The sequence below is a fragment of the Jeotgalibacillus campisalis genome (assembly GCF_000829515.1).
Taxonomy (GTDB): domain Bacteria; phylum Bacillota; class Bacilli; order Bacillales; family Jeotgalibacillaceae; genus Jeotgalibacillus; species Jeotgalibacillus campisalis.
The window spans coordinates 324,275-343,590 of the sequence record NZ_JXRR01000008.1 but is presented as its reverse complement, the minus strand read 5'-3'; the positions used below and the strand labels follow the sequence as shown (position 1 = coordinate 343,590).

Sequence of the window (19,316 nt, the reverse complement as noted above, 5' to 3'; positions counted from 1 at the left end):
ATGTAAAGTTGGAATTTATCAATCGAATTCCCTGCATTTCACGCTGCAAAGCGCTTATAGCAGAACTTGTCGCGCGCACCCGTTAGTTGTATAAGAAAATGTTTTAGTTTAATTACCATTTCCATATTATAATTTTGAACCACACCAAGGACAAAAATTAATTCCTATACTTGAAGAACCACCATCATGAATTATCAATCCATAGTCATTATCTTTTTCATCGAATATAATTATTTTATCAGGACAGTCAAAGGGATTTTCATGAATATCACACTTGAATGTTGCATGATAATCCATATCCTCACAGCAATGTTTTTTCATATTTCACTTCTCCTTGTTTAAGTCAAGCACCCGATAGCTTAATAAAACCCAAGACAATTGTTATTCCTCCTTTATGCTATTGCTTATAATTACAATTATTTTATAATGTCGTTTTTTTACTAAACGGCCCCTTTAGTGAAAAAGCGACTGCTCTTATTGAACAATCGCTCCCGTTACTTTAAGTGAACTGATTCACAAAAATGATTTGAACGCATTTTTCAAAGAACTCACATAGGAATATATCCTTTTGTTAAGTAAACATAAATAACCACAGGCACAAAACTGAAAAGCATAGCTAAATTGCTTAATGCTACAAGTCTTTTTTTTGCTAAGTAACCAAAATAAAAACCTATTGGGTTAAGAATAAATGTTAACATTCCATAGGGTTCTTGTATGTTAAGCACCAGATAAGGAACCCATGAAATAACACCAACAATAAAAAGAGTTAAGGATAGATAATAATATATTTTTGTTCTTATAGTGATTGCACTCATTTCATTTTAATCTCCATTCTAAAAACTAATTACTTCTTGAATTAACCTGCCCCTATAGTTTAATATCAGCAGAAGGAGCAAACACATATTTGACCCATTCCCCCTGTTAAGTAAAGCTCACCGTTACTTTAAGTGTGATATTTCAAAATCTTTCTTGTGATATAAGAAAAGACAATCTTAACTTGAAGAATAGGTACATTTAGATTTATTAGAAGGATGTTTACTTTTTAGGTTTAGGTTTAGGTAAGAAATATGAGCTACCACCCATTAAAAATCCACCAATTATTGCAAGTAACGTACCGATTATAACCCATTGAGTCAAGAAAAGAGTGGAAAAATATATTCCTGACATAAATAAGAGAAAGCCAGCAAAAAATAAAATCCTTACTTTTTTCATTTTTCTTCTCCCTTCAAAACATTTTTGTTAGCAGTTAAAGTCTAATCCACTTTTGTTTTTCCCATTAGTATACTAAACTGCCCAATAGCACAAGAAGCGACTGCTCTTATTGAACATTCACACTCCTTTAGTTGAAGAAGAAAAAGGACGCTTATTCAATAATCGCGCCCGATTCAGGAACAATCTTTTATGGTTCACTAATTCCTACTGCAAGCAAAAGGAAATATGCGAAAACCAACACTGCACCATTCAGAACAATTCCTGATATAACAAACCATAGTTTTCTAGATATTATGGCAAAAACAATTCCAAGTACGGAAAGCACCGTAAACACGCTAATGCCCAATGTCAAATTCGCATTAGGTCCTCTTATTATAAAGAAAAAGATTACACTTATTATTACGGTCAATATAGATAAGAATCCTAAAATATTTTTTGTTCTTTTGTCCAAAATTGAACCCTCCATTCAATCTTAGAAATTTTTCAATAATCTGTCCCGTTTGTTCAGGACAAGTAAAACAACCCTCTTCAACTAACGCTCCCTTATCTGGAAAAAATAGAAGAGAAGTCAATGGTGAAGCAGAATCAAAAGGTGAGGTAACCCGCCTTTTTGATTAATGATCCTCTTTCACAAAAAACAACACAAGCACAGGCCCCGCAATCGGAATCCACGCCAGACCTTTTCTATTCGCATCAGGATAAAATCTGTGTACCGCATTCACAGACAGCCCCCACAAAATAAACCAGTCAACCGTCATAACAGAGACCAGGCTTGATTCCATAAATGCTTCACGATATCCGGATAAAGAAATTCCCTGTAAAAGGGTAAGCAAATTTCCGAAGAAGAAAATGAGTAATAAGATCAGCCAGATGTTTGATCTCAGTATGCGCAGTATCCATTTTGGTGTTCTTAAACCGCGCTTTGCAGGACGATCACCAAATGCAAACCATGGAAGCAGCGCAAACGCGCCTCCGGCAAATGAAGCTAACGAAAACGGCCATGCAGGCCATTTTTGACGGTCATTGCGTAATAAAATCGTGAGGATAACCAAAGGGAAAATACCTAATGAGTTAAAAACAGTCAGTACAAGCGGATCGATCTCATTCCAATTCCCTGCAAATACCTGCTCCATGACGGGGTCTGAACCCTCAGAGCCCGGTGCCAGGAAAACCGCGTATGCAAGGAGTAATAACCAAATTACCATAAACTTCATCTCATCACCTCTTTTCAATATCATACTTGAAAGAAGTGGAAGCAGGCGAACAAAAGGCGGTTGATGGGTAATAAAAAATTCGTCCGCAAAAGCGAACGAATTTTTTTCTTAGCCGGCAATCATACCGCCATCTACGATGAATTCAGATCCGGAAGAGTAGCTGGACTCATCTGAAGCGAGATACAGACATAGATGTGATACTTGAAGCGCTTGGAGAAAACTGCTTATTCTTCAAACACGAAGTAACGAGCGAAGATGACTGGAAGCACGTTGTAGAAAAAGCCGAGGAACACTTTGGACCAATTAATATCCTCGTTAACAATGCAGGAATTGTGATCTAGGCAGTTTTTTCCCCGTCCTCAGTCAGTACATCTGTAATAACAACCTTTGCACCTTGCTTGATAAAACCCTCCTGTGTCTGATTTGACAGCATATCTGCCAATGTTTAGGGTGTGCAGAAACACACCTTTTACACCTCTTAATCTTATTCCTTTAATTAAAGTGTAACTCTTCACATTCGTTACAAAAAGCACCTCAAATTGAAGTGCTTTCTTCATTCAATTTAATCCATATTTTTGACTACGAATTAACAAAAAGTACTCATCAACAGAACCCGTTACACTCAGTCGGGGTATTCATTGTTGGAAATCCCCTTAAGCTGCTGTCCCTTATACCTCCTTTGTCATAAACAAGCTATTTCGATCCTCTTTATAGCCATTGAACGGTGCACAAAAAGTAAAGCCGAAACTTAAATAAAGCCTTCTAGCGGGTTCAAATGCCTGCATCGATCCCGTCTCCAGACTAATACGCTTGTATCCTCTGTGGCGGGATTCTTCTATTATAAATGTAAGCAGCTTTCTTGCTGCACCTTTTCTTAAATGAGCCGTTGAGGTTCTCATGGATTTAATTTCTCCATGCTGCGCGTCAAGCTCTTTTAGTGCCCCGCACCCAAGTAATTCATCTTCCTCCCACACACTCCAAAACGTAATGTCCGGGTTTTTCAGCGCTTCAATGTCAAGTGCATGCTTACTTTCAGGCGGGGAATGCTCAAGCATATTGTTTAAGTGCTCTCTGATCAATTTCTGTATCTTCTTGCCCGATAGATCGTCCAATCGAATTTCCATGTACCCTTCTCCTCCCCTAGCTCTGATCGCCATCTAAAACTCTAGTCTTACTATTTTATTTTTCGAGAGAACGATACTCATCAGTCTTTTGAATGGGAAGCTGATGGTCACGGGCGAAAGCGTCAAGAGCTTGGATTGCATCATCAGAAAATCGGACGATCCGAATCGAAAAACCCTTTTGCAAACCGATAATCACCCCTTTTGACGTCCAGCCAAAACGGCAAAACGAAAGCCTTTTAATTTTTTCAGGAGGAATTGAGACTTGATAAAGTTTTGCTGATAATAAAAGGATTGAATAATGCAGGGAATGGGGCTCCACTGATATTCGAAATCGGAGAAGGCCCAGCAGCAGGATCGCTCCTAAAAGAACAATATACAGCCAAAATACCTGACCCGCCTGATTTTCTATAATAAAGAAAAGAGGGACACAAGTAAAAAAGAAAATTAAAGCAACCGTCCAATTCTGCGGTTTGGCTGTGTAAGTCACGTTCATCCCCCCATGTTTACTGTTCGCCTGGTTCAAGGAGTCCCATAGTCAAACACATTTCAATTGAAAGCTTTTTGGTTGATTTAGTAAATCGGATCTCCAGTCCCTCATCGACAAAGCCCAAAATTTCACCCCGCCCGAAGACCCGGTGCTTCACGCTTCTGCCAACTTCAAGCTGCGAAACTTTTGTCAATGCATTCGGATTTTTCGGGACCGGCCGGACATCCATTGATGCTTCTTCTTTTTCTTCAGGCGGGTTAATGATGTGATTCACATTTAATAAGAAAAGAGACGGTTTCGTCGCCTTGCCGTTTCGCATGCGATAAGACAAAAGTTCCAGATGTTCTTCTGCTCTTGTCATTCCCACGTAAAACAATCGTGCCGCTTCTTCCATTGGCTCTTTATTTCCTTCATCACTTTCTTTTTGATCGCTTTTGGACGGAATGACATCTGCAATCAAATCCATCATGTATACCTTTTTAAATTCTAACCCCTTGGAGCTATGCAGGGTGGATAGGGTTACGGCATTTTGATTTTTATTGAACTTTGACGTTTTCAGCAGGGATTCCAGATGCTTCAATCGGGCAGCGAAGCCTTTCATGGTTTCTTCTTTTCGCGCAATTTCTTCGAGCGTCATGAGTATATCTTTCAGGTGATCCATTGAGAAACCGAGACGTTCACTCATTTTCTCCAACGCTTTGTCATAGCCTGCGCGCTCCCGGATCAGCTTAATGACAGGGAAAGGTGCTTCATCCTTCATTAACCCAAAGGTCTGCTTTAATGCTTTAACTTGCTTAATCTGATAGTCCTTCAGCGGAACATGTTGGATCAATTTATCCCAGACTGAATCCTGAGAGGGCACGCCTTTTAGCATTTCAACCTGCTGTTTTGTAATATAGCCCTTGCATTTTGAGTGAAATTGTTCAAAAATATCAATCCGTTTATCATTAAAAGTCAGACGCATAAAATTCAAAATATCCTCTACAATCCAATGAGAAAAAAACCGCTGATCTGAATCTTTCATGTAAAAAGGAATATCCGCACGGTCAAGTTCGTTCATCAGCAGAATTGCTGAACTGTTCGTCCTGTACAAAACAGCTGCGTCCTTATAATTTGTTAATGAAGCAAGCTCCCGTCCAATATAGCGGGACTGATCCTCATAATCCGGAAACACTTTGATGCTGATTTTATCCCCTTGCTCATTTTTTGTGAACATATTTTTATCGTACCGGTTTTTATTTCGTTTAATAAACCGATTAGCAGGATCAACAATTTGAGGAGTGGAACGGTAATTTTGCTCCATCATCAAAACTGCTGCGTCCGGGTACACCTTTTTAAAATCCAGTAGGTATTGCGGTTCAGCCGCACGCCATGTGTAAATCGACTGGTCGTCGTCTGCTACGACACATAGATTCCCATGTTCTTCTACAAGCTTCTCAATAATGGCATGCTGCACAAGTGAAGTATCCTGACTTTCATCTGTCAGGATATAAGAATATTTTTGCTGATACTTTTTTAATAAACGGCGATTTGAGGAAAGTGCTTCGTTGGCCATAGTCAGCATGTCATCATAATCCAGAAGCAGGTGCTTTTCGTTCTGTGCCTTTGTTTCTTCGTAATTACGGAAGATCCTCTCTGCTTGCGGCACTTCACATGGAATCGTTGACCACTTTTCTTTAGGCAACAGCTTATTTTTAATGAAACTGATATAGCTCGCCAGTTCCTCAAGCTGATCATCAGTGATCGCTTCACCGTTCAGCTTTTGGAAAATGGTGCGAAGGAGCATTTTTTTATTAGCAGAAGGATTTGCCGGATCGAACTTTCCTTCAATCAATTGGTAATCCATCCCCTGCTCCCTGCAATGCTCTCTTACAATAGAAAAGGCCAATGAGTGGATCGTAGAAAAATCGACTGGCTCAAGGTCTGGGAAAAATCGGGCAAAACGGCTTTTCATATCTTCAGCTGATGCTTTGCTGAACGTCACACCTTTAATGCGATCGGGTGACACACCCTTCACTTCAATTAAGTAGCCGATGCGCATAATAATGGTTGTCGTTTTACCTGAACCCGGTGAAGCTAAAAGCAGCAGTGCCCCTTTCGTATGAAGCACAGCTTTTTTTTGAACATCATTGAGTGAAACATTCAATTCTTTATATTTTTTAAGAAAAAAGTCTTCTTCTGCACTCATTTTTGCAAACTCCTGACACGTTAAATTATCGATGGTTTGATTGTATCACTTTGAGGAAGTTTTGTGGAAAGGTCAGAAAAACTGACCCAAGCAAGAATAAGGCAGAGACAATTGTCCCTGCCTTATTCTTTTAACTCTTATCCCAGACACGCATCTCATGATTCTATCCAAATACGCTTTTTTCAATTTGCTTCATTTGATAAAAGTAGCCTTGCTTTGCCATGAGTTCATTAAATGACCCGGCTTCCACGACTTCCCCTTTTTCCATGACGATAATCTGATCCATTTTTTCAAGACCTGTCAGGCGGTGACTCACCAGCACAAGCGTGTCATTTTCAGCTTTTGCAAACAGGCGTTCATACAGATCCTGCTCAGTCAAGGCATCAATTGAGGATGTGGGTTCGTCTAAAATCCATAACCGCTTTCCTTTCAGCATGGCTCTTGCTATGGCAAGACGTTGTTTTTCACCGCCTGAAAGATTCTCCCCGTGCTCAAGAACTTCGCTTTCAAGGTCAAAATGGGATAGCTCTACTTGATGAAGGGCATTTTTATATGCTTCATCTGTGAAACCTGTTCCTGCAAGCTCCAGATTTTCCCGAAGTGTTCCATAAAAAAAGTGATTATCCTGCAAAACGACATTCGATTTTGACCAAATATCTTCATCATTCACATGCTTAATGGATTGACCGTTTATCTGCAGGCCGCCTTGATTTGCATGAAGTACTTTTAACATCAGCATCAGCACCGTTGATTTACCTGACCCGCTTGGACCAACAATGGCGGTCTTTGAACCCTCCGGCAAATAAAGACTTACTTTATTAAGTGCCTGCTGGTCCTCTCCTTCAAATTGATACGAAAGCTCATCAAAACGAATCGATAAGGCTTGTGATTCAGGCAAAGTGACGATTGGCTCTAAAGCTGTTTCAGGTTTTTCTTTCACTACAGAATACAAGCGCTTAGAGGCTGTCCGGCTTTCTTCCAGATTGCCTGGCAAAGCCGCCATCGGTGTTGCATTTTCAAAAACCGTGAGAGAAATCATCACCAGCATCGCCAGGAATAATCCGTCAAGCTGACCTTCTGCCACTAAAAATGCGCCAAGTGCGAGCACAACCCATGAGATCATCAGCGATATCGCTGTATTCACAGACTGATTAAACATTAATTGAATACCTTCACGCTCTTGCTCATGAACGTATTTTTGAGAAGATGCTTTTAACATCTCTTCTTTTTCATCTAAACGCTGATATAGTTTCAATTCTCTAAATCCATACAAAAGCTCTGTTACTTCTGTAGAAAGCTCTCCCCGCTGCTGCCGGACACGGGAATCAATTTTGCGCTGGCTGTATGCAAAGAATGCAGGTACCACCAGGGCCGTTAAAATCAGTCCCACAATCAAAACAAGCGCGATGTAAACAGAGAAAAACATCGTAAAAACAATGGTACTTAAAAATACAATCAGCAATACAATGGGTGGATAATAAACCCGCAGAAAGAAATTTTGAAGACTTTCTACATCTCCGACGATCCGGGACAATAAATCTCCGCTCCGGTATTTTTGATAAATACCTGGTGCCAACGGTTCAAGCTTTTCAAAGAAATTGACTCTTAAATTACTTAGAATTGAAAAAGTGGCTCTGTGAGAAGACAGGCGTTCTCCATAGCGGCTGACAGCTCGTGCTAAACCAAAAAATTTCAATAACGCAATCATGACGGTCAGTGCATAGAGGGGAGGAACAAGTGCCGCTTTGGAAATCAGGTACCCGCTTGAAGCAAACAAACCGACTGCTGTGATACCCGCTGTAAAGCCAAATAAAATAGATAGGAAGATGTCTTTTCTCTCGCGACCAACTTCCTTCATAACAATGGCCAGATCCTTCATTCTCTATCCCCTCCCTGCTGCACAGACACCATGTTTCGGTAGTCCGGTGCTTTTTCCATCAGCTCACTGTGGGTGCCGGCTCCTTTTAACTCACCATTTTCAAGGAATAAAATCAGATCAGCATCCTGAATCGTATGAAGTCGGTGAGCGACCGTAATAACCGTAGATTGTTTCGAAAGCTCTTTAATAGAGGCTTGCAGAATTTGTTCGGTCTTTAAATCAAGACCAGTTGTCGGTTCATCAAATAAAATCACAGATGGATTTTTCAAAAAAGCACGGGCAATCGCCAACCGTTGTTTTTCCCCGCCAGATAAGCCTCTTCCGCCCTCTCCGACTGATGTATCAAACCCTTTTGGCAATGATGAAACCATTTCCGAGATTCCTGCTTTTTGAGCAGCATTCATAATATCATTGCGCGTTGCGTTTTTGTTGCCGCCTATCGCAATATTTTCAGCAATCGTCCCTGAAAATACATATGGCTTCTGTGAAATATAGCTGACTTCATCAAACCAAGCCTTCTCTGAAAAAGAAGAAAGCGGATGGCTATTAATTTCAATACCGCCCTTTGTCGGCGCCACAAGTCCAGCCAGTAAGTGAAGAAGTGTTGATTTACCTGACCCGGAACGTCCTGTGACAGCCACTTTCATATAAGGTTTTATTTCAGCAGATATTCCTGTAAGTTCAAATCCGGATTCTCCGTACTTAAATCCAGCTTCGTTAAGATTGATAACAGGCGGATTTAGGCCTTCAAGCTGCTTATCACCCCATACTACAGGCTGGTCTTGTTTTTCAAGTTCATCGGTTATTTTTTTCGCTGCTCCCATGCTGCCTCTGCCTGTATGAAAAGCGCTTCCGAGCTCTTTAATCGCTAAATAAAACTCCGGAGCCAGAACGAGTAAAAAGAATGCAGTGAAAAAAGTGACACTTTCAAACACAACAAGGCGGAGACCAAGTTCAAGTGCAATGAGTCCGATGCTCAGCATGGAAATATATTCAAGTATTAAGGAAGAAATAAAAGCAACCTTCAGCACATCCATTGTCGCATCTCGAAAGCCATAGCTGCTCTCGCGTATAGCATCTTTTTGTATGGCAGAGCGTCCGAATAATTTCAGTGTAGTTAATCCCTGAAGTGTATCCAGAAAACGGCCGGAAAAAGCAGCCATTTTGTCCATTTGCTCTTCTGATTTTTTTTGCGTTTTAATCCCGATAATAATAAAAAACAGCGGAATAAAAGGTGCTGTGATAATCATCAGCAGGCCGGTATAAAGGTGCTGGCTGAATGCAACAATTAAAATCATTAACGGGATAATGGACGTCTGAATGACCTGCGGAATATAACGGCTGAAATAGCTGTCGATTTCGTCCACCGCATCCAGCATGACACTTACTTTCTGACCAGACTGCCCTTGAAGCGACGCCTGCACAGGGTTTTTTGAAAACTTATCAAGCAGTCTCCGGCGAAACTCCTGTTTTACTTTCGCTGCCATCCGGACCCCTGCTCGCCCGCTGGCATAGGTAAGTGCGGCACGCAGCAGAAGGGCAGCTGCAAGCCATCCTAAAAGTGGAACAATCGCCTCAAACGGCTGTCCCTGAAGAAAAACACGGTCGACGGCAAGCACAATCAAATACGCCTGCGCGATGATGCTCAAGCCGGTTAATATAGCTGTGAAAATTAAAAAAATCTGCGTGCCTTTATATTGTTTAAGATAAGGATTTAAGACATTCATGTAAGTTATTCTCCTATCGTTGAAGAAGCGTTATTCATCCGCAAAACCAATTTGTGAATTAATTCACATATCGTTAGTTTTTATTATACCTAATTATAAGATTAAATTCATCTCTAAGGATTCATAATTGACGAAAGCCCTTTTAATAGCCTGTGTCACACGGAGTCAAAGTCCCAATACAAATTGTACAAAAGTAAAAAAAGGTGGGACTGAACTGTGAAAGTGTTTAGAATGAGGTCATTTTAATAGTATATTTGAGGTGAACGGAGCGGAAGGTGGCGACTCCTGCAGGATATGACGGTTGCTTGAGACTTTGCAGGACAGGGCCCTGAAAAGGCTCAAGCAACCGTCCCTGCGGAATGCGTGCGCCTGAAGTGCAGAGAACCGGTTGTTTGAAGAGGTTGAGACATTTATCCGACCCTCTTTTTTTCCTGTTATTTAAACCATCCTTTTTCCTTAAAGCGGGAGATGGCTTCAATGCGGTTACTGACTTCTAATTTGTCCAATATAACCGAAATATAATTGCGTACAGTGCCATTTGTGATAAAAAGTTCGCTTGCAATTTCTTTCGTATTTTTACCTTCTGCAATCAGCTCAATGACCTGCTTCTCACGCTCTGTAAGAGGATTTGCATCTGTAAAAGCCATGTCGACCAGTTCTGGGGCATAAATGCGGCGCCCCTCCATAATCGTACGAATTGAAATGGCCAATTCATCACTTGGACCGTCTTTTAATAAATATCCGCTGACGCCTGCACTGCGGGCGCGTTCAAAATAACCAGATCTTGCGAATGTTGTCAGGATAATAATTTTGCAAGGATGATCCTTTAATACATATGCTGCATCCAGGCCGCTTTTTAACGGCATCTCTATATCCATAATACAAACGTCGGGATTTTCCTGGTTCACCAATTCTATTGCTTCTTCCCCGTTTTTCGCTTTGCCAACAATCTTCATGTCTTCTTCTAAATCAAGAAGTGACCCTAATGCACCAAGCAGCATTCCCTGGTCCTCCGCTAACACAATCCGGATCATTTTATTCCTCCTTTGATTCTTTAATAACGACGGGAACTCGAATGGTCAGTGACGATCCATTGGAAAAATTGATTTCCATCGAACCATTCACAAATTCCAGGCGCTCTCTCATACCCTGCAGCCCATTTCCTCCTTCGAGGTCAGTCTCGCTTGACAGCCCGATTCCATCATCATGTACATGCAAAATTATTTCTTTCGACGTCTGCTCAATACTGATCTCACATAAAAAGGCTTCACTGTGCTTGACGACATTTGTGACTGCTTCTTTTAAACACATACTTAATACATTTTCGACAAGAACGGGCGTGTGCTGCAGTGTACTTGCTCCATGAATATCATAAGCAATGCCGGCAGCATTTAAAATTTCCTTCACATGAACAAGTTCATCTTTCAGCCGCGTTCCCCTCATATCCGTAACAAGCTCCCGAACTTCCTTTAAAGCTGTCCTTGCTGTTTGATTTATTTCTTGAATTTCCTTTTTTGCTGTTTCAGGATTTACTGTGATGAGCTTTCCTGCAAGATCACTTTTGAGCCCAATCAGAGAAAGTTTCTGCCCTAATGTATCGTGCAGATCCCGAGCAATTCTTTGTCGTTCCTCCATCACAATAAATTTGGAAATACGCTCATTTGCTGCCTCAAGCTGCGTTTCAAGCTTATTTCTTTTCTTGCTGTTATATGAATTCAACGGCAGCAAAATAACACCGATCACACTGATCAATACGAAAGGAAATTGAGAGAAAAACAATTCGTCTTGTGTAAAAAAGGCAATGTTGACTGTAGCAATCGTTGTTAGCACCAGAACGCCATATAAAATAAAAAATCCGACTTTGTTTTGAACATTCCCCACCATAAAAGCGAGGAAAAGGGCAAAATAAACAAAACCGAAAACGACTGTCATGGCAATACTAATAGCAATGGCAATCCCTACCCAAACGTAATTGACCCACCCGCTGGTCAAAAAAGTCAGTCTGTACGCAATGAAAAAAATCAAAATCATCATTACACCAATCGCTATTTCAATCCAGGAAGACGACCTGAAAATAAAGTAAAACGGGAGCATACAAAAAATGATCCATATGTAAATATTTAAACCCGTATTCTTCGGAAAGATATCATACCAATTGTGCACCCAAGTCCTTCCTTTCTTTTCTCTATTGTATCAAAACAATGACTCAAACTCATGGTTTTAAACATTCCTTTGTGTTTTTTAGTATAGCAAAAAACACCCGCCCAATTGGACGGGTGTTAAAGAACTTATTTACCTTCAACAATTTTCCGGTTAAGCTGCACGTTAAGATCACCAGATTTAATACGCTGCTTGACTTCTTTAAAGCTGACAAATGTTTTGCGGCTCTCATCATACAATCTGAAACGGATCGATTTTAGGCTTGATCCCATTGTGATCGTCGTCGCCTGGTGAAGCGGCGGAGTGGATTCATGCGCTTTTTCCAAATTGTAGTTCGGAACACGCGGGCTTAGGTGATGGACATGGTGATACCCAATGTTGCCCGTTACCCACTGAAGCACTTTTGGAAGTTTGTAAAAAGAGCTGCCATCGACTGCTGCTTTAACATAATCCCAATCTGATTCGTCTTCAAAATAAGAATCTTCAAACTGATGCTGTACATAAAACAGCCAGATGCCAAGTGAACCTGAGACGAACATAATCGGACCATGCACAAGCAGGAATGCCTGCCAGCCGACTGCCCAGATCATTAGCCCATAAACAGTGATAATTGCTGCATTTGTTAAGTACGTATTATTTCGTTCTTTTTTACGTGCATCTTTACGATTCATGCGGTTTGTCACAAAAAACAAGTACAATGGACCAAGACCGAACATTACGAGCGGATTGCGGTACAAACGATAGGCAAGACGTTCTTTAGGAGATGCAGCTGCATATTCCTCAACCGTCATAATCCATACATCTCCAACCCCGCGCTTGTCCAAATTACTGCTGGTCGCATGGTGAATGGAGTGCTCCCGTTTCCATTTTTCAAAAGGGAACATCGTAATAACGCCTGTGATCGTACCTAAAATGGTGTTAATTTTCTTATTTTTAAAGAAAGAGCCGTGGCAGCAATCATGAAAAATGATAAAGATTCGAACAACGAATCCAGCGGCCACAACTGACAGTGCCAGTGATAGCAAGATGGATACCGATAAACTTTGATAAGCTAAAAACCATAATAGGAAAAATGGTGGAATTGTATTAATCATTTGGCGAACACTAGCTTTAAAGTCTGATTTTTCAAAGGGTGAGACACTTTTTCTAAGTTCTGCTGTTTTTTGTTTACTCATATTTGCCTCCCAAGCCAAGTCATAATTTTTCTTATGACCTAATCTTAAAGCTTAATCACAAAGGAAAGAAGTCATGACTGTCAACACTTTGACATGACAACTGTCATGCCCATGTATTACACCCACTTTTTTTCTTCCGCTTATGCCGTAATTTGGAGTAATGAAAAAACAAAAGAATGGAGAAAATAAACATAGCCTGACGATGGAGGGTTTAATATGAAAAGGATTAGTCTATGCAGCATTGCAGTGTTTGTTCTCCTTGCCTCTTCCTTGTCTGCTGAGACAAAGACCTCCCGGGAGGATCTGTTGTCGGAGCGAATGGGATATTATATTCAATATGGAACAGAGCACTTTATTCCCTGGTATTATATAGCTGCTGTAGATCAGTTTGAGCGAAATATTCAGCTTGTGCGGGATGACATTCCAAAACGGGACAGCTCGATCGCCATTCAATTTCATGAAGATTACTGGGCAGGCTCCATGAATCCAAATAAAGATGATACCTCCCCTGCAACGATTGATCTTTTTGGAGGCAAAGGGCTCGATGGAAACAACGATGAAAAAGCAGATCGAAATGATGTTGAGGACGTACTTTATACAATGGCCGCCTATTTGAGTGAGTTTGGAAATGCTGAAGAAAATTTCAAGATAGCCTTGTGGGAATACTACAGGCGTGAAGAAACAGTGCGTCAGATTATGACCATTTCGAAAATCTATCAGCAAAATAACACGCTTGATTTGTATGATCATGTTTTCCCTCTTCCTAAGGAGCATAATTACAGCTACCGCACCACTTGGGGTGATAATCGCGGTTGGGGAGGCAAAAGGATTCATGAAGGAACCGACCTCTTTGCTAATTACGGAGTTCCAGTGAGAGCTACAACTCATGGTGTCATTGAAGTGATGGGATGGAATGAATATGGCGGATGGCGTGTTGGATTGCGCGATATCCATAATATTTACCACTACTTTGCTCATTTAGGCAGTTTTAATAAAGAATTAAAAAAAGGCGATGTGGTTAAAACCGGAACGATCATTGGGTATGTCGGCAGCTCAGGATACGGGAAGGAAGGAACCAGCGGGAAGTTTCCGCCGCATTTGCATTATGGCATGTATCTGGATAACGGCCGGACAGAATGGGCGTTTGATCCTTACCCTTCGTTGCGGATATGGGAAAACCGACAGCAGTAACAGCTCAGTCAAAACCTACATTGAAAAGAATGACTTCATGAATTATTTTCATGAGGACATTCTTTATTTTTTGGCATAAGAGGTCGTTTTAAAAATACAAAGACCGCCTGAAGCGGTCTTCATTTACCTGTGCCACACCTCTTTTCCCATTCTATTCAAGCTCTTCAATTTCCTCTGGAATGACATAATCTGTGTAAAATCCGTGAACATCTATTTCAAAGAACGTATACATCTCATCTAGATCATTAATCGTGTACACGTAGGTAACAATTCCCTTTTTATAAAGATTCTCCACCAATGATTCATTCACTCTTGCTTTTGAAAGGCCGACCGCACGTAAATCGTGTTTTTCACAAAAAGCAGCGATTGATTCAGGTGAATGATTTTCTCTTCCGACAATATACAGAAGATCTTTAAATCCGTAACTGCGAATAATTTTAAGGTCCTCTTGATAATACATTTGCGGGATCAGTCGATCCAAAATATCCTCATCAACACCCTTGATTTTTTCTCCAACCTGACGATATAGCTTTTCTGTATCTTTTGAGGATGTTCCTTTACCATCTAGGAGAACATAGATCTCAGGGTGCTTTTTCATCAGTTTAATGATGCGTTCAAAGTCCAGAGGGGTATAGTGAAGATAGTATGGAAGCTTAATGAATTTATTATAAGAAAGTGCTTTATTTTTTGGTTTAAATTCCTGCCCATACGTTTCATCCCAGCCGTGGCGAGCGACCAGATGCCCGTCACTTGTCAGAGAAAGATCAATCTCAATCAGCTTATAGCCGTTATTGTAGCTGTTTCGAAAAGCCTCTTCACTGTTCGTGTAGTCCTTCCCCTTAATTCCTCCCGCCGCATGGGCAATGAGCTTATGCTTTGTCCATGCGTATGAATCAATTTCTTCTTCAGTAGGACTCGACCACGACCATAAAACCATGAAAAGAAGTAAATACTTCATTCTTCAACACCTCGATTACAATCTGCCTTTGTAGTATGAGCCATTTAAAGCTGAAGATTCCTCCTTTTTCACCTTACCGTAACGTTCCTGTTGCTAAAATTTGCATGTCTGTTGAAACCGTGTACTCAAGATTGCCAAGTACTTCCCGACTCTTTTCTTCAGTCCACTCTCCGTGATAATACATGCGGAAATTTTCACTAAATCCAATCGGATCGATTTTTTTTTCAAGTAATTCATTGATTACCTGCTCCACCTGCTGTTCAGTTATTTTACTGATCTCTTCTTCAAGCAGCGAAAAATCTTTGCTGTTTAAAAGATCCTTTTCCCCGCGGTATTCGTATACACTTCCTTTTAATTTCACCGAAATATCGAGAAGCGGATGATCCACGTTTTTATTTGAGGAATAATCAACTTCTGATGTTATTAAATCAATCACAACTTCTTCTCTTTCTTCTCCATTTTCACTGAGCTGAATCTTCACAGCAGGTAATCTTTTTTCACCTGAAAGCAGTTGAATAATTCGCGCCTTTTCACGGGAATACACTTCTTCTAATTTGTCTTTATTAAATAGGCCCGTCCCTGAAATTTCAATAAAATCCCCTTTATCCTCTAAATATGGAACCTTTACATCTAAAACAGGATTCGAATGCGCATACATAAAATTATGAATGGTCGTAATTGGACTGTTCATAATATTAGGCTTGGGTTTAAGTAACGCGGTCAAATAACTCACAATACTTGGTTTGTCAGGGTATTCCCCTCTCAATAGCTCTTCTGCACTGTCTTTCACTATCACCACATACACATTTCCGCTAACTACCGGGTTCCGGTAAAAATGCTCTACCACTTCCCACATCCTCCCGCTTTTAGCAAATTCCTCATTAAACAACACAACCCTCAACCCATTGAACTTTATTTCTTTATCAGCCTGAGAGGAAATGTTTACAATCGCTTCATTGATCATGCTGGCTTGATTGTTGTAGACTTGATTTTTCTTACCTGCAGAAGAACTATATTGCGGAACAGCAAGCGTCACCGACATATTATTTTCATCTTCATAATCAATCCCGATCAAACTTACAAGCGCCACATCCTCTACAGCACTTGGTTTAAGCTGGAGTGAACAGCCGGAAAGAAAGATCAGAGAGCATATAAAGGCAAATACAAGGCGTATTGTCATGCTGAAGCCTGCTTTCTTTTGGATTTAATCAAATGAAGAAAAATTAAAATATTCGGCCATAAGATAATGGAAAACTTAATATAAAAAAGATTATCGTAAAATGCTTCCTGAAAATCCTTTGATAATGGGATCATGACAAAAACAAATATACAGATTGCAATTACATATAAATGGTAGGTTTTATTATTTGACCGGAGTGCATCCATTCCTTTTTTTGCAACCCATAAGTAGGCTGCAGTACTTGAAAGAATAAGAAGTACCCAGAGCGAAATGCCCAGGACGTCAATTCGTTCTGCGTAAGACAACTCAACAGCCTTGTACAGCTTTAAAATAGGGTAAATCACTTCCTCCAACTGCCATTCCGTAAAATACATTACACTTACTACAGTGACAGAAAAATAGAGTGTGATCGTGATCCAAATACCGATACTTGCATGTTTGAACGCTTTTTTCTGATTAATGATATAGGGAAAGTAAGTCATAATGAGTTCGTACCCGCAAATTGCAAAATAGCCATTACGGCTGGCTACTAAAAATTCATGAAAAGTGAAATTAGATACCGGCATCAAATGGCGAATATCTCCCTCCAGAATAGACCATTGCAGAAAATAGGCCATCCAGATTGTCAAAAAAAAGCTTAAAATGCAAAAGCGAGCAATGGATTTTATCCCGCCATGCACGATGTATAACAGCACGATAAAAAAGACCACTAGAGGACCGGCAATCGTTCTGTCAGGCAGCGCAATAATCTTGATTAAATCGAGATACCCTTCAACTATCGAAGCAATAAAAAAAATCAAGTACACCACTAGAAAAGTATTAAGTATCTTCCCTAAGAACTTGCCAATCAATTTTTCGTTTAAAGTAAATAGATTGTCCTGAGGATAGCGCTGAAAAAGCCAGATGATCGGAATAAGCGTCAGATTTGCAATTATGCCGAGCATCAAAGGGATCCACCACTGGCTATATCCCATCGAACTTAATTCATTGGGTAAAGAAAGCAGACCGAGTGCAACCATGCTGTTTTGAACTAGGAAAATAACATGATAGGGTTTTAATTTTTTCAGTTTATTATTATCCACCCACTATCACTCCTCATCCAGCGGGCTGACACGCTTATTTTTTAAAGCAGATATTCCTTTTTTATACCTCAAGAACCTCATCGGAAATCGAATAATACTATCGAGTAGATCCGTCCATTTTCTTGGGATAACTGGAGCTAAATAAGGTTTTCCAAGAGAAGTTAAATTCAGCAAATGAATAAAAAGCCATGCCAACGCAATCACTTGACCATACATACCAAAAGTTCCCGCTGATAAAATAAAGGCATAGCGGATAAAGCGGCTCGTGTTGCTCATTAAAAAATTCGATGGCAAAAACGATAGCAGCGCTGAAACGGCCACAAGCACGACAAGGATATTACTGATCAACCCGGCCTCAACCGCAGCCGTCCCAATCACAATACCCCCAACAATACCAATGGTTGAACCAATTTTTGTGGGCATTCGGGAACCGGCTTCTCTCAATATCTCAATAATTAATTCAATAAAAAGCACTTCAATGACAGGAGGAAATGGCACACGATCCCTGGATTCCTGAAGATTCAGGAGCAGTTCAAAGGGGAGAAGCTCAGGATGGTACGTGAGCGCTGATATATAAGTTGGCGTCAAAATAATCGTGACAAAAAACCCAAAGAAACGCAGAGCGCGGAGAAGCGTAACTGTCGTCCAGCGATTGTAATAATCTTCAGTCGGAACGAATAGTTCAAAAAATGTGGTGGGGCAGATCACCACCGACTGACTGTTATCCATCAACACGACAATTCTTCCATCCAATAAATAATGCATCGCCATATCAGGCCGGACCGTCATATTGTATTGTGGAAATGGAGATATAGGATGATCCTCCATCAACTGTTTCAACACTGCAATATCTAAAAATCCAGCATAGTCGATTTCTTCTATTTTCTTCTTAACACAGGCTAAATCGTCTTTATTCACTAAGTGCTCAAGATATAAAACAGAGATCTTTGTGTTCGTTTCCGCACCGATAATATAATCTTTATTTTTCAATTCGGCATTGGTAATACGTCGTTTAATAAGAGAGAGATTCATGTTAAGCGATTCAGTGAAAGAATCCTGGGGCCCAATAACAGATGATTCCGTTTCAGTCCGCTGAATCGGCCTGTTTTTAGCGCTGAACGTTTCAATTGCGTAAAAAAGAGCAGGTTTATGCAGATAAATAATGGTATGACCTGTAGTAATTAGATTGATCACACGATTCAATTCGTGATCTTCCATTTTCTCCGAAGCATGAATCACTGTTTCCTGACGCTGCAGAATCGGTTTTACCACCCTTTCATGCAAGACTACAGGATCTACAAATGAAGCATAATAGATCAGCGTAACAAGTCCTTCGGAAGTTCGAACAGGTTTATACTGAACGTCTTCTACACCATCAAGCGCCTGTTTGATGGCGCCTATGCTTATTTGGTTACTTTTATTTATCTTTTTTACAGGCTGTGTCTTTACATTTTGAACTGGTACCTTTTTTTCCAAAATCTTTCCCAGTATTTTTATGAGACCCATACCCTCACATCCTTATTTTCCGTAACATTTATTCTTTATTTATCTCCCAGTACGAGAGGATGTATACGTTAGATTTAGAAGTTAAGCAAGATAATAAGAAAGAAAGAAAAAACGTAATACCTTACTATTTTTAAAATGGATGCAAAAAAAAGAATGCCCCCACGAAAAAGCCGTGAAAGCATTCTTGCTGATTACTCAGTTTTAGTATCAATTACATAAAAAAAAAACGATCT

Annotated in this window: 19 protein-coding genes and 1 pseudogene; 2 read left to right on the top strand and 18 right to left on the bottom strand. The window is 40.3% G+C overall.

Annotated elements, in window-relative coordinates:
* Positions 1-126 precede the first annotated feature (126 nt).
* The 6 genes and pseudogenes from KR50_RS05155 to KR50_RS18890 form a co-directional block, all read right to left on the bottom strand.
* Positions 127-321 (bottom strand): DUF6980 family protein, encoded by a 195-nt coding sequence (locus KR50_RS05155; protein ID WP_041055690.1) that lies wholly within the window; start codon positions 319-321, stop codon positions 127-129.
* A gap of 227 nt (positions 322-548) precedes the next feature.
* Complete coding sequence (locus KR50_RS05150; RefSeq protein WP_041055687.1) at positions 549-815, bottom strand: hypothetical protein; 267 nt, start codon at positions 813-815, stop codon at positions 549-551.
* A 220-nt stretch (positions 816-1,035) separates the two neighbouring features.
* A complete protein-coding gene (locus KR50_RS18630; protein ID WP_198134230.1) occupies positions 1,036-1,212 on the bottom strand; it encodes a hypothetical protein in 177 nt (58 codons plus the stop codon).
* A gap of 187 nt (positions 1,213-1,399) precedes the next feature.
* Positions 1,400-1,663 (bottom strand): hypothetical protein, encoded by a 264-nt coding sequence (locus tag KR50_RS05145; RefSeq protein WP_232304242.1) that lies wholly within the window; start codon positions 1,661-1,663, stop codon positions 1,400-1,402.
* A 163-nt stretch (positions 1,664-1,826) separates the two neighbouring features.
* Positions 1,827-2,426 carry a hypothetical protein gene (locus tag KR50_RS05140; RefSeq protein ID WP_041055685.1) on the bottom strand — a complete coding sequence of 200 codons (600 nt, stop codon included), beginning with the start codon at positions 2,424-2,426 and terminating at the stop codon, positions 1,827-1,829.
* Between the two features lie 108 nt (positions 2,427-2,534).
* Positions 2,535-2,639, bottom strand: a pseudogene (locus tag KR50_RS18890) (3-alpha-hydroxysteroid dehydrogenase); the annotation flags it as partial.
* On the opposite strand from KR50_RS18890, the gene KR50_RS18210 reads away from it, so the two are divergent.
* Complete coding sequence (locus tag KR50_RS18210; RefSeq protein WP_232304241.1) at positions 2,621-2,767, top strand: SDR family NAD(P)-dependent oxidoreductase; 147 nt, start codon at positions 2,621-2,623, stop codon at positions 2,765-2,767. The pseudogene KR50_RS18890 and the gene KR50_RS18210 overlap by 19 nt on opposite strands.
* Before the next feature lie 327 nt (positions 2,768-3,094).
* Here the strand turns inward: KR50_RS18210 and KR50_RS05135 are convergent, their stop codons facing one another.
* The 8 genes from KR50_RS05135 to KR50_RS05100 all read right to left on the bottom strand — a co-directional run bounded on the left by KR50_RS05135 (position 3,095) and on the right by KR50_RS05100 (position 13,166).
* The gene (locus KR50_RS05135) at positions 3,095-3,550 is read right to left on the bottom strand and encodes a GNAT family N-acetyltransferase (RefSeq protein ID WP_041055683.1); all 456 of its coding nucleotides are present in this window, start codon (positions 3,548-3,550) and stop codon (positions 3,095-3,097) included.
* A 55-nt stretch (positions 3,551-3,605) separates the two neighbouring features.
* Positions 3,606-4,037, bottom strand: coding sequence for a hypothetical protein (locus KR50_RS05130; RefSeq protein ID WP_041055680.1), 432 nt, complete (start codon positions 4,035-4,037; stop codon positions 3,606-3,608).
* Positions 4,038-4,053: 16 nt separating this feature from the next.
* The gene (locus KR50_RS05125; protein ID WP_041055677.1) at positions 4,054-6,225 is read right to left on the bottom strand and encodes an ATP-dependent helicase; all 2,172 of its coding nucleotides are present in this window, start codon (positions 6,223-6,225) and stop codon (positions 4,054-4,056) included.
* 163 nt (positions 6,226-6,388) lie between these two features.
* Entirely contained in the window at positions 6,389-8,104 is a 1,716-nt protein-coding gene (gene cydC / locus KR50_RS05120; protein ID WP_041055676.1) for a thiol reductant ABC exporter subunit CydC, read from the bottom strand.
* On the bottom strand, positions 8,101-9,831 hold the full coding sequence (cydD, locus tag KR50_RS05115; protein ID WP_041055673.1) for a thiol reductant ABC exporter subunit CydD: 1,731 nt from the start codon (positions 9,829-9,831) through the stop codon (positions 8,101-8,103). The genes cydC and cydD overlap by 4 nt, the downstream gene beginning before the upstream one ends.
* A 434-nt stretch (positions 9,832-10,265) precedes the next feature.
* A complete protein-coding gene (locus tag KR50_RS05110; RefSeq protein ID WP_041055670.1) occupies positions 10,266-10,865 on the bottom strand; it encodes a response regulator transcription factor in 600 nt (199 codons plus the stop codon).
* 1 nt (position 10,866) lies between these two features.
* Positions 10,867-11,994, bottom strand: coding sequence for a sensor histidine kinase (locus KR50_RS05105; protein WP_041055667.1), 1,128 nt, complete (start codon positions 11,992-11,994; stop codon positions 10,867-10,869).
* A 125-nt stretch (positions 11,995-12,119) separates the two neighbouring features.
* Positions 12,120-13,166, bottom strand: coding sequence for a fatty acid desaturase (locus tag KR50_RS05100; RefSeq protein WP_041055664.1), 1,047 nt, complete (start codon positions 13,164-13,166; stop codon positions 12,120-12,122).
* A gap of 216 nt (positions 13,167-13,382) precedes the next feature.
* Here KR50_RS05100 and KR50_RS05095 point away from each other — a divergent pair, with 216 nt between their 5' ends.
* On the top strand, positions 13,383-14,357 hold the full coding sequence (locus tag KR50_RS05095; RefSeq protein ID WP_041055662.1) for a M23 family metallopeptidase: 975 nt from the start codon (positions 13,383-13,385) through the stop codon (positions 14,355-14,357).
* Positions 14,358-14,508: 151 nt separating this feature from the next.
* Here the strand turns inward: KR50_RS05095 and KR50_RS05090 are convergent, their stop codons facing one another.
* The 4 genes from KR50_RS05090 to KR50_RS05075 form a co-directional block, all read right to left on the bottom strand.
* On the bottom strand, positions 14,509-15,315 hold the full coding sequence (locus KR50_RS05090; protein WP_041055659.1) for a phosphatidylinositol-specific phospholipase C/glycerophosphodiester phosphodiesterase family protein: 807 nt from the start codon (positions 15,313-15,315) through the stop codon (positions 14,509-14,511).
* A 73-nt stretch (positions 15,316-15,388) separates the two neighbouring features.
* Positions 15,389-16,495, bottom strand: a complete 1,107-nt coding sequence (locus tag KR50_RS05085) for a Ger(x)C family spore germination protein (protein WP_052476797.1) — start codon at positions 16,493-16,495, stop codon at positions 15,389-15,391.
* On the bottom strand, positions 16,492-17,577 hold the full coding sequence (locus KR50_RS05080) for a GerAB/ArcD/ProY family transporter (protein ID WP_041055653.1): 1,086 nt from the start codon (positions 17,575-17,577) through the stop codon (positions 16,492-16,494). Before KR50_RS05080 ends, KR50_RS05085 begins: the two co-directional genes overlap by 4 nt.
* A 6-nt stretch (positions 17,578-17,583) precedes the next feature.
* Complete coding sequence (locus KR50_RS05075) at positions 17,584-19,083, bottom strand: spore germination protein (RefSeq protein ID WP_156969464.1); 1,500 nt, start codon at positions 19,081-19,083, stop codon at positions 17,584-17,586.
* Between the last annotated feature and the right edge of the window lie 233 nt (positions 19,084-19,316).

Bases quoted from the DNA above. Each gene is read 5' to 3' on its own strand.
- KR50_RS05155 (WP_041055690.1), bottom strand. From the start codon at position 321: ATGAAAAAACATTGCTGTGAGGATATGGATTATCATGCAACATTCAAG.
- KR50_RS05150 (WP_041055687.1), bottom strand. From the start codon at position 815: ATGAGTGCAATCACTATAAGAACAAAAATATATTATTATCTATCCTTA.
- KR50_RS18630 (WP_198134230.1), bottom strand. From the start codon at position 1,212: ATGAAAAAAGTAAGGATTTTATTTTTTGCTGGCTTTCTCTTATTTATG.
- KR50_RS05140 (WP_041055685.1), bottom strand. From the start codon at position 2,426: ATGAAGTTTATGGTAATTTGGTTATTACTCCTTGCATACGCGGTTTTC.
- KR50_RS05135 (WP_041055683.1), bottom strand. From the start codon at position 3,550: ATGGAAATTCGATTGGACGATCTATCGGGCAAGAAGATACAGAAATTG.
- KR50_RS05125 (WP_041055677.1), bottom strand. From the start codon at position 6,225: ATGAGTGCAGAAGAAGACTTTTTTCTTAAAAAATATAAAGAATTGAAT.
- cydC (WP_041055676.1), bottom strand. From the start codon at position 8,104: ATGAAGGATCTGGCCATTGTTATGAAGGAAGTTGGTCGCGAGAGAAAA.
- cydD (WP_041055673.1), bottom strand. From the start codon at position 9,831: ATGAATGTCTTAAATCCTTATCTTAAACAATATAAAGGCACGCAGATT.
- KR50_RS05110 (WP_041055670.1), bottom strand. From the start codon at position 10,865: ATGATCCGGATTGTGTTAGCGGAGGACCAGGGAATGCTGCTTGGTGCA.
- KR50_RS05100 (WP_041055664.1), bottom strand. From the start codon at position 13,166: ATGAGTAAACAAAAAACAGCAGAACTTAGAAAAAGTGTCTCACCCTTT.
- KR50_RS05095 (WP_041055662.1), top strand. From the start codon at position 13,383: ATGAAAAGGATTAGTCTATGCAGCATTGCAGTGTTTGTTCTCCTTGCC.
- KR50_RS05090 (WP_041055659.1), bottom strand. From the start codon at position 15,315: ATGAAGTATTTACTTCTTTTCATGGTTTTATGGTCGTGGTCGAGTCCT.
- KR50_RS05085 (WP_052476797.1), bottom strand. From the start codon at position 16,495: ATGACAATACGCCTTGTATTTGCCTTTATATGCTCTCTGATCTTTCTT.
- KR50_RS05075 (WP_156969464.1), bottom strand. From the start codon at position 19,083: ATGGGTCTCATAAAAATACTGGGAAAGATTTTGGAAAAAAAGGTACCA.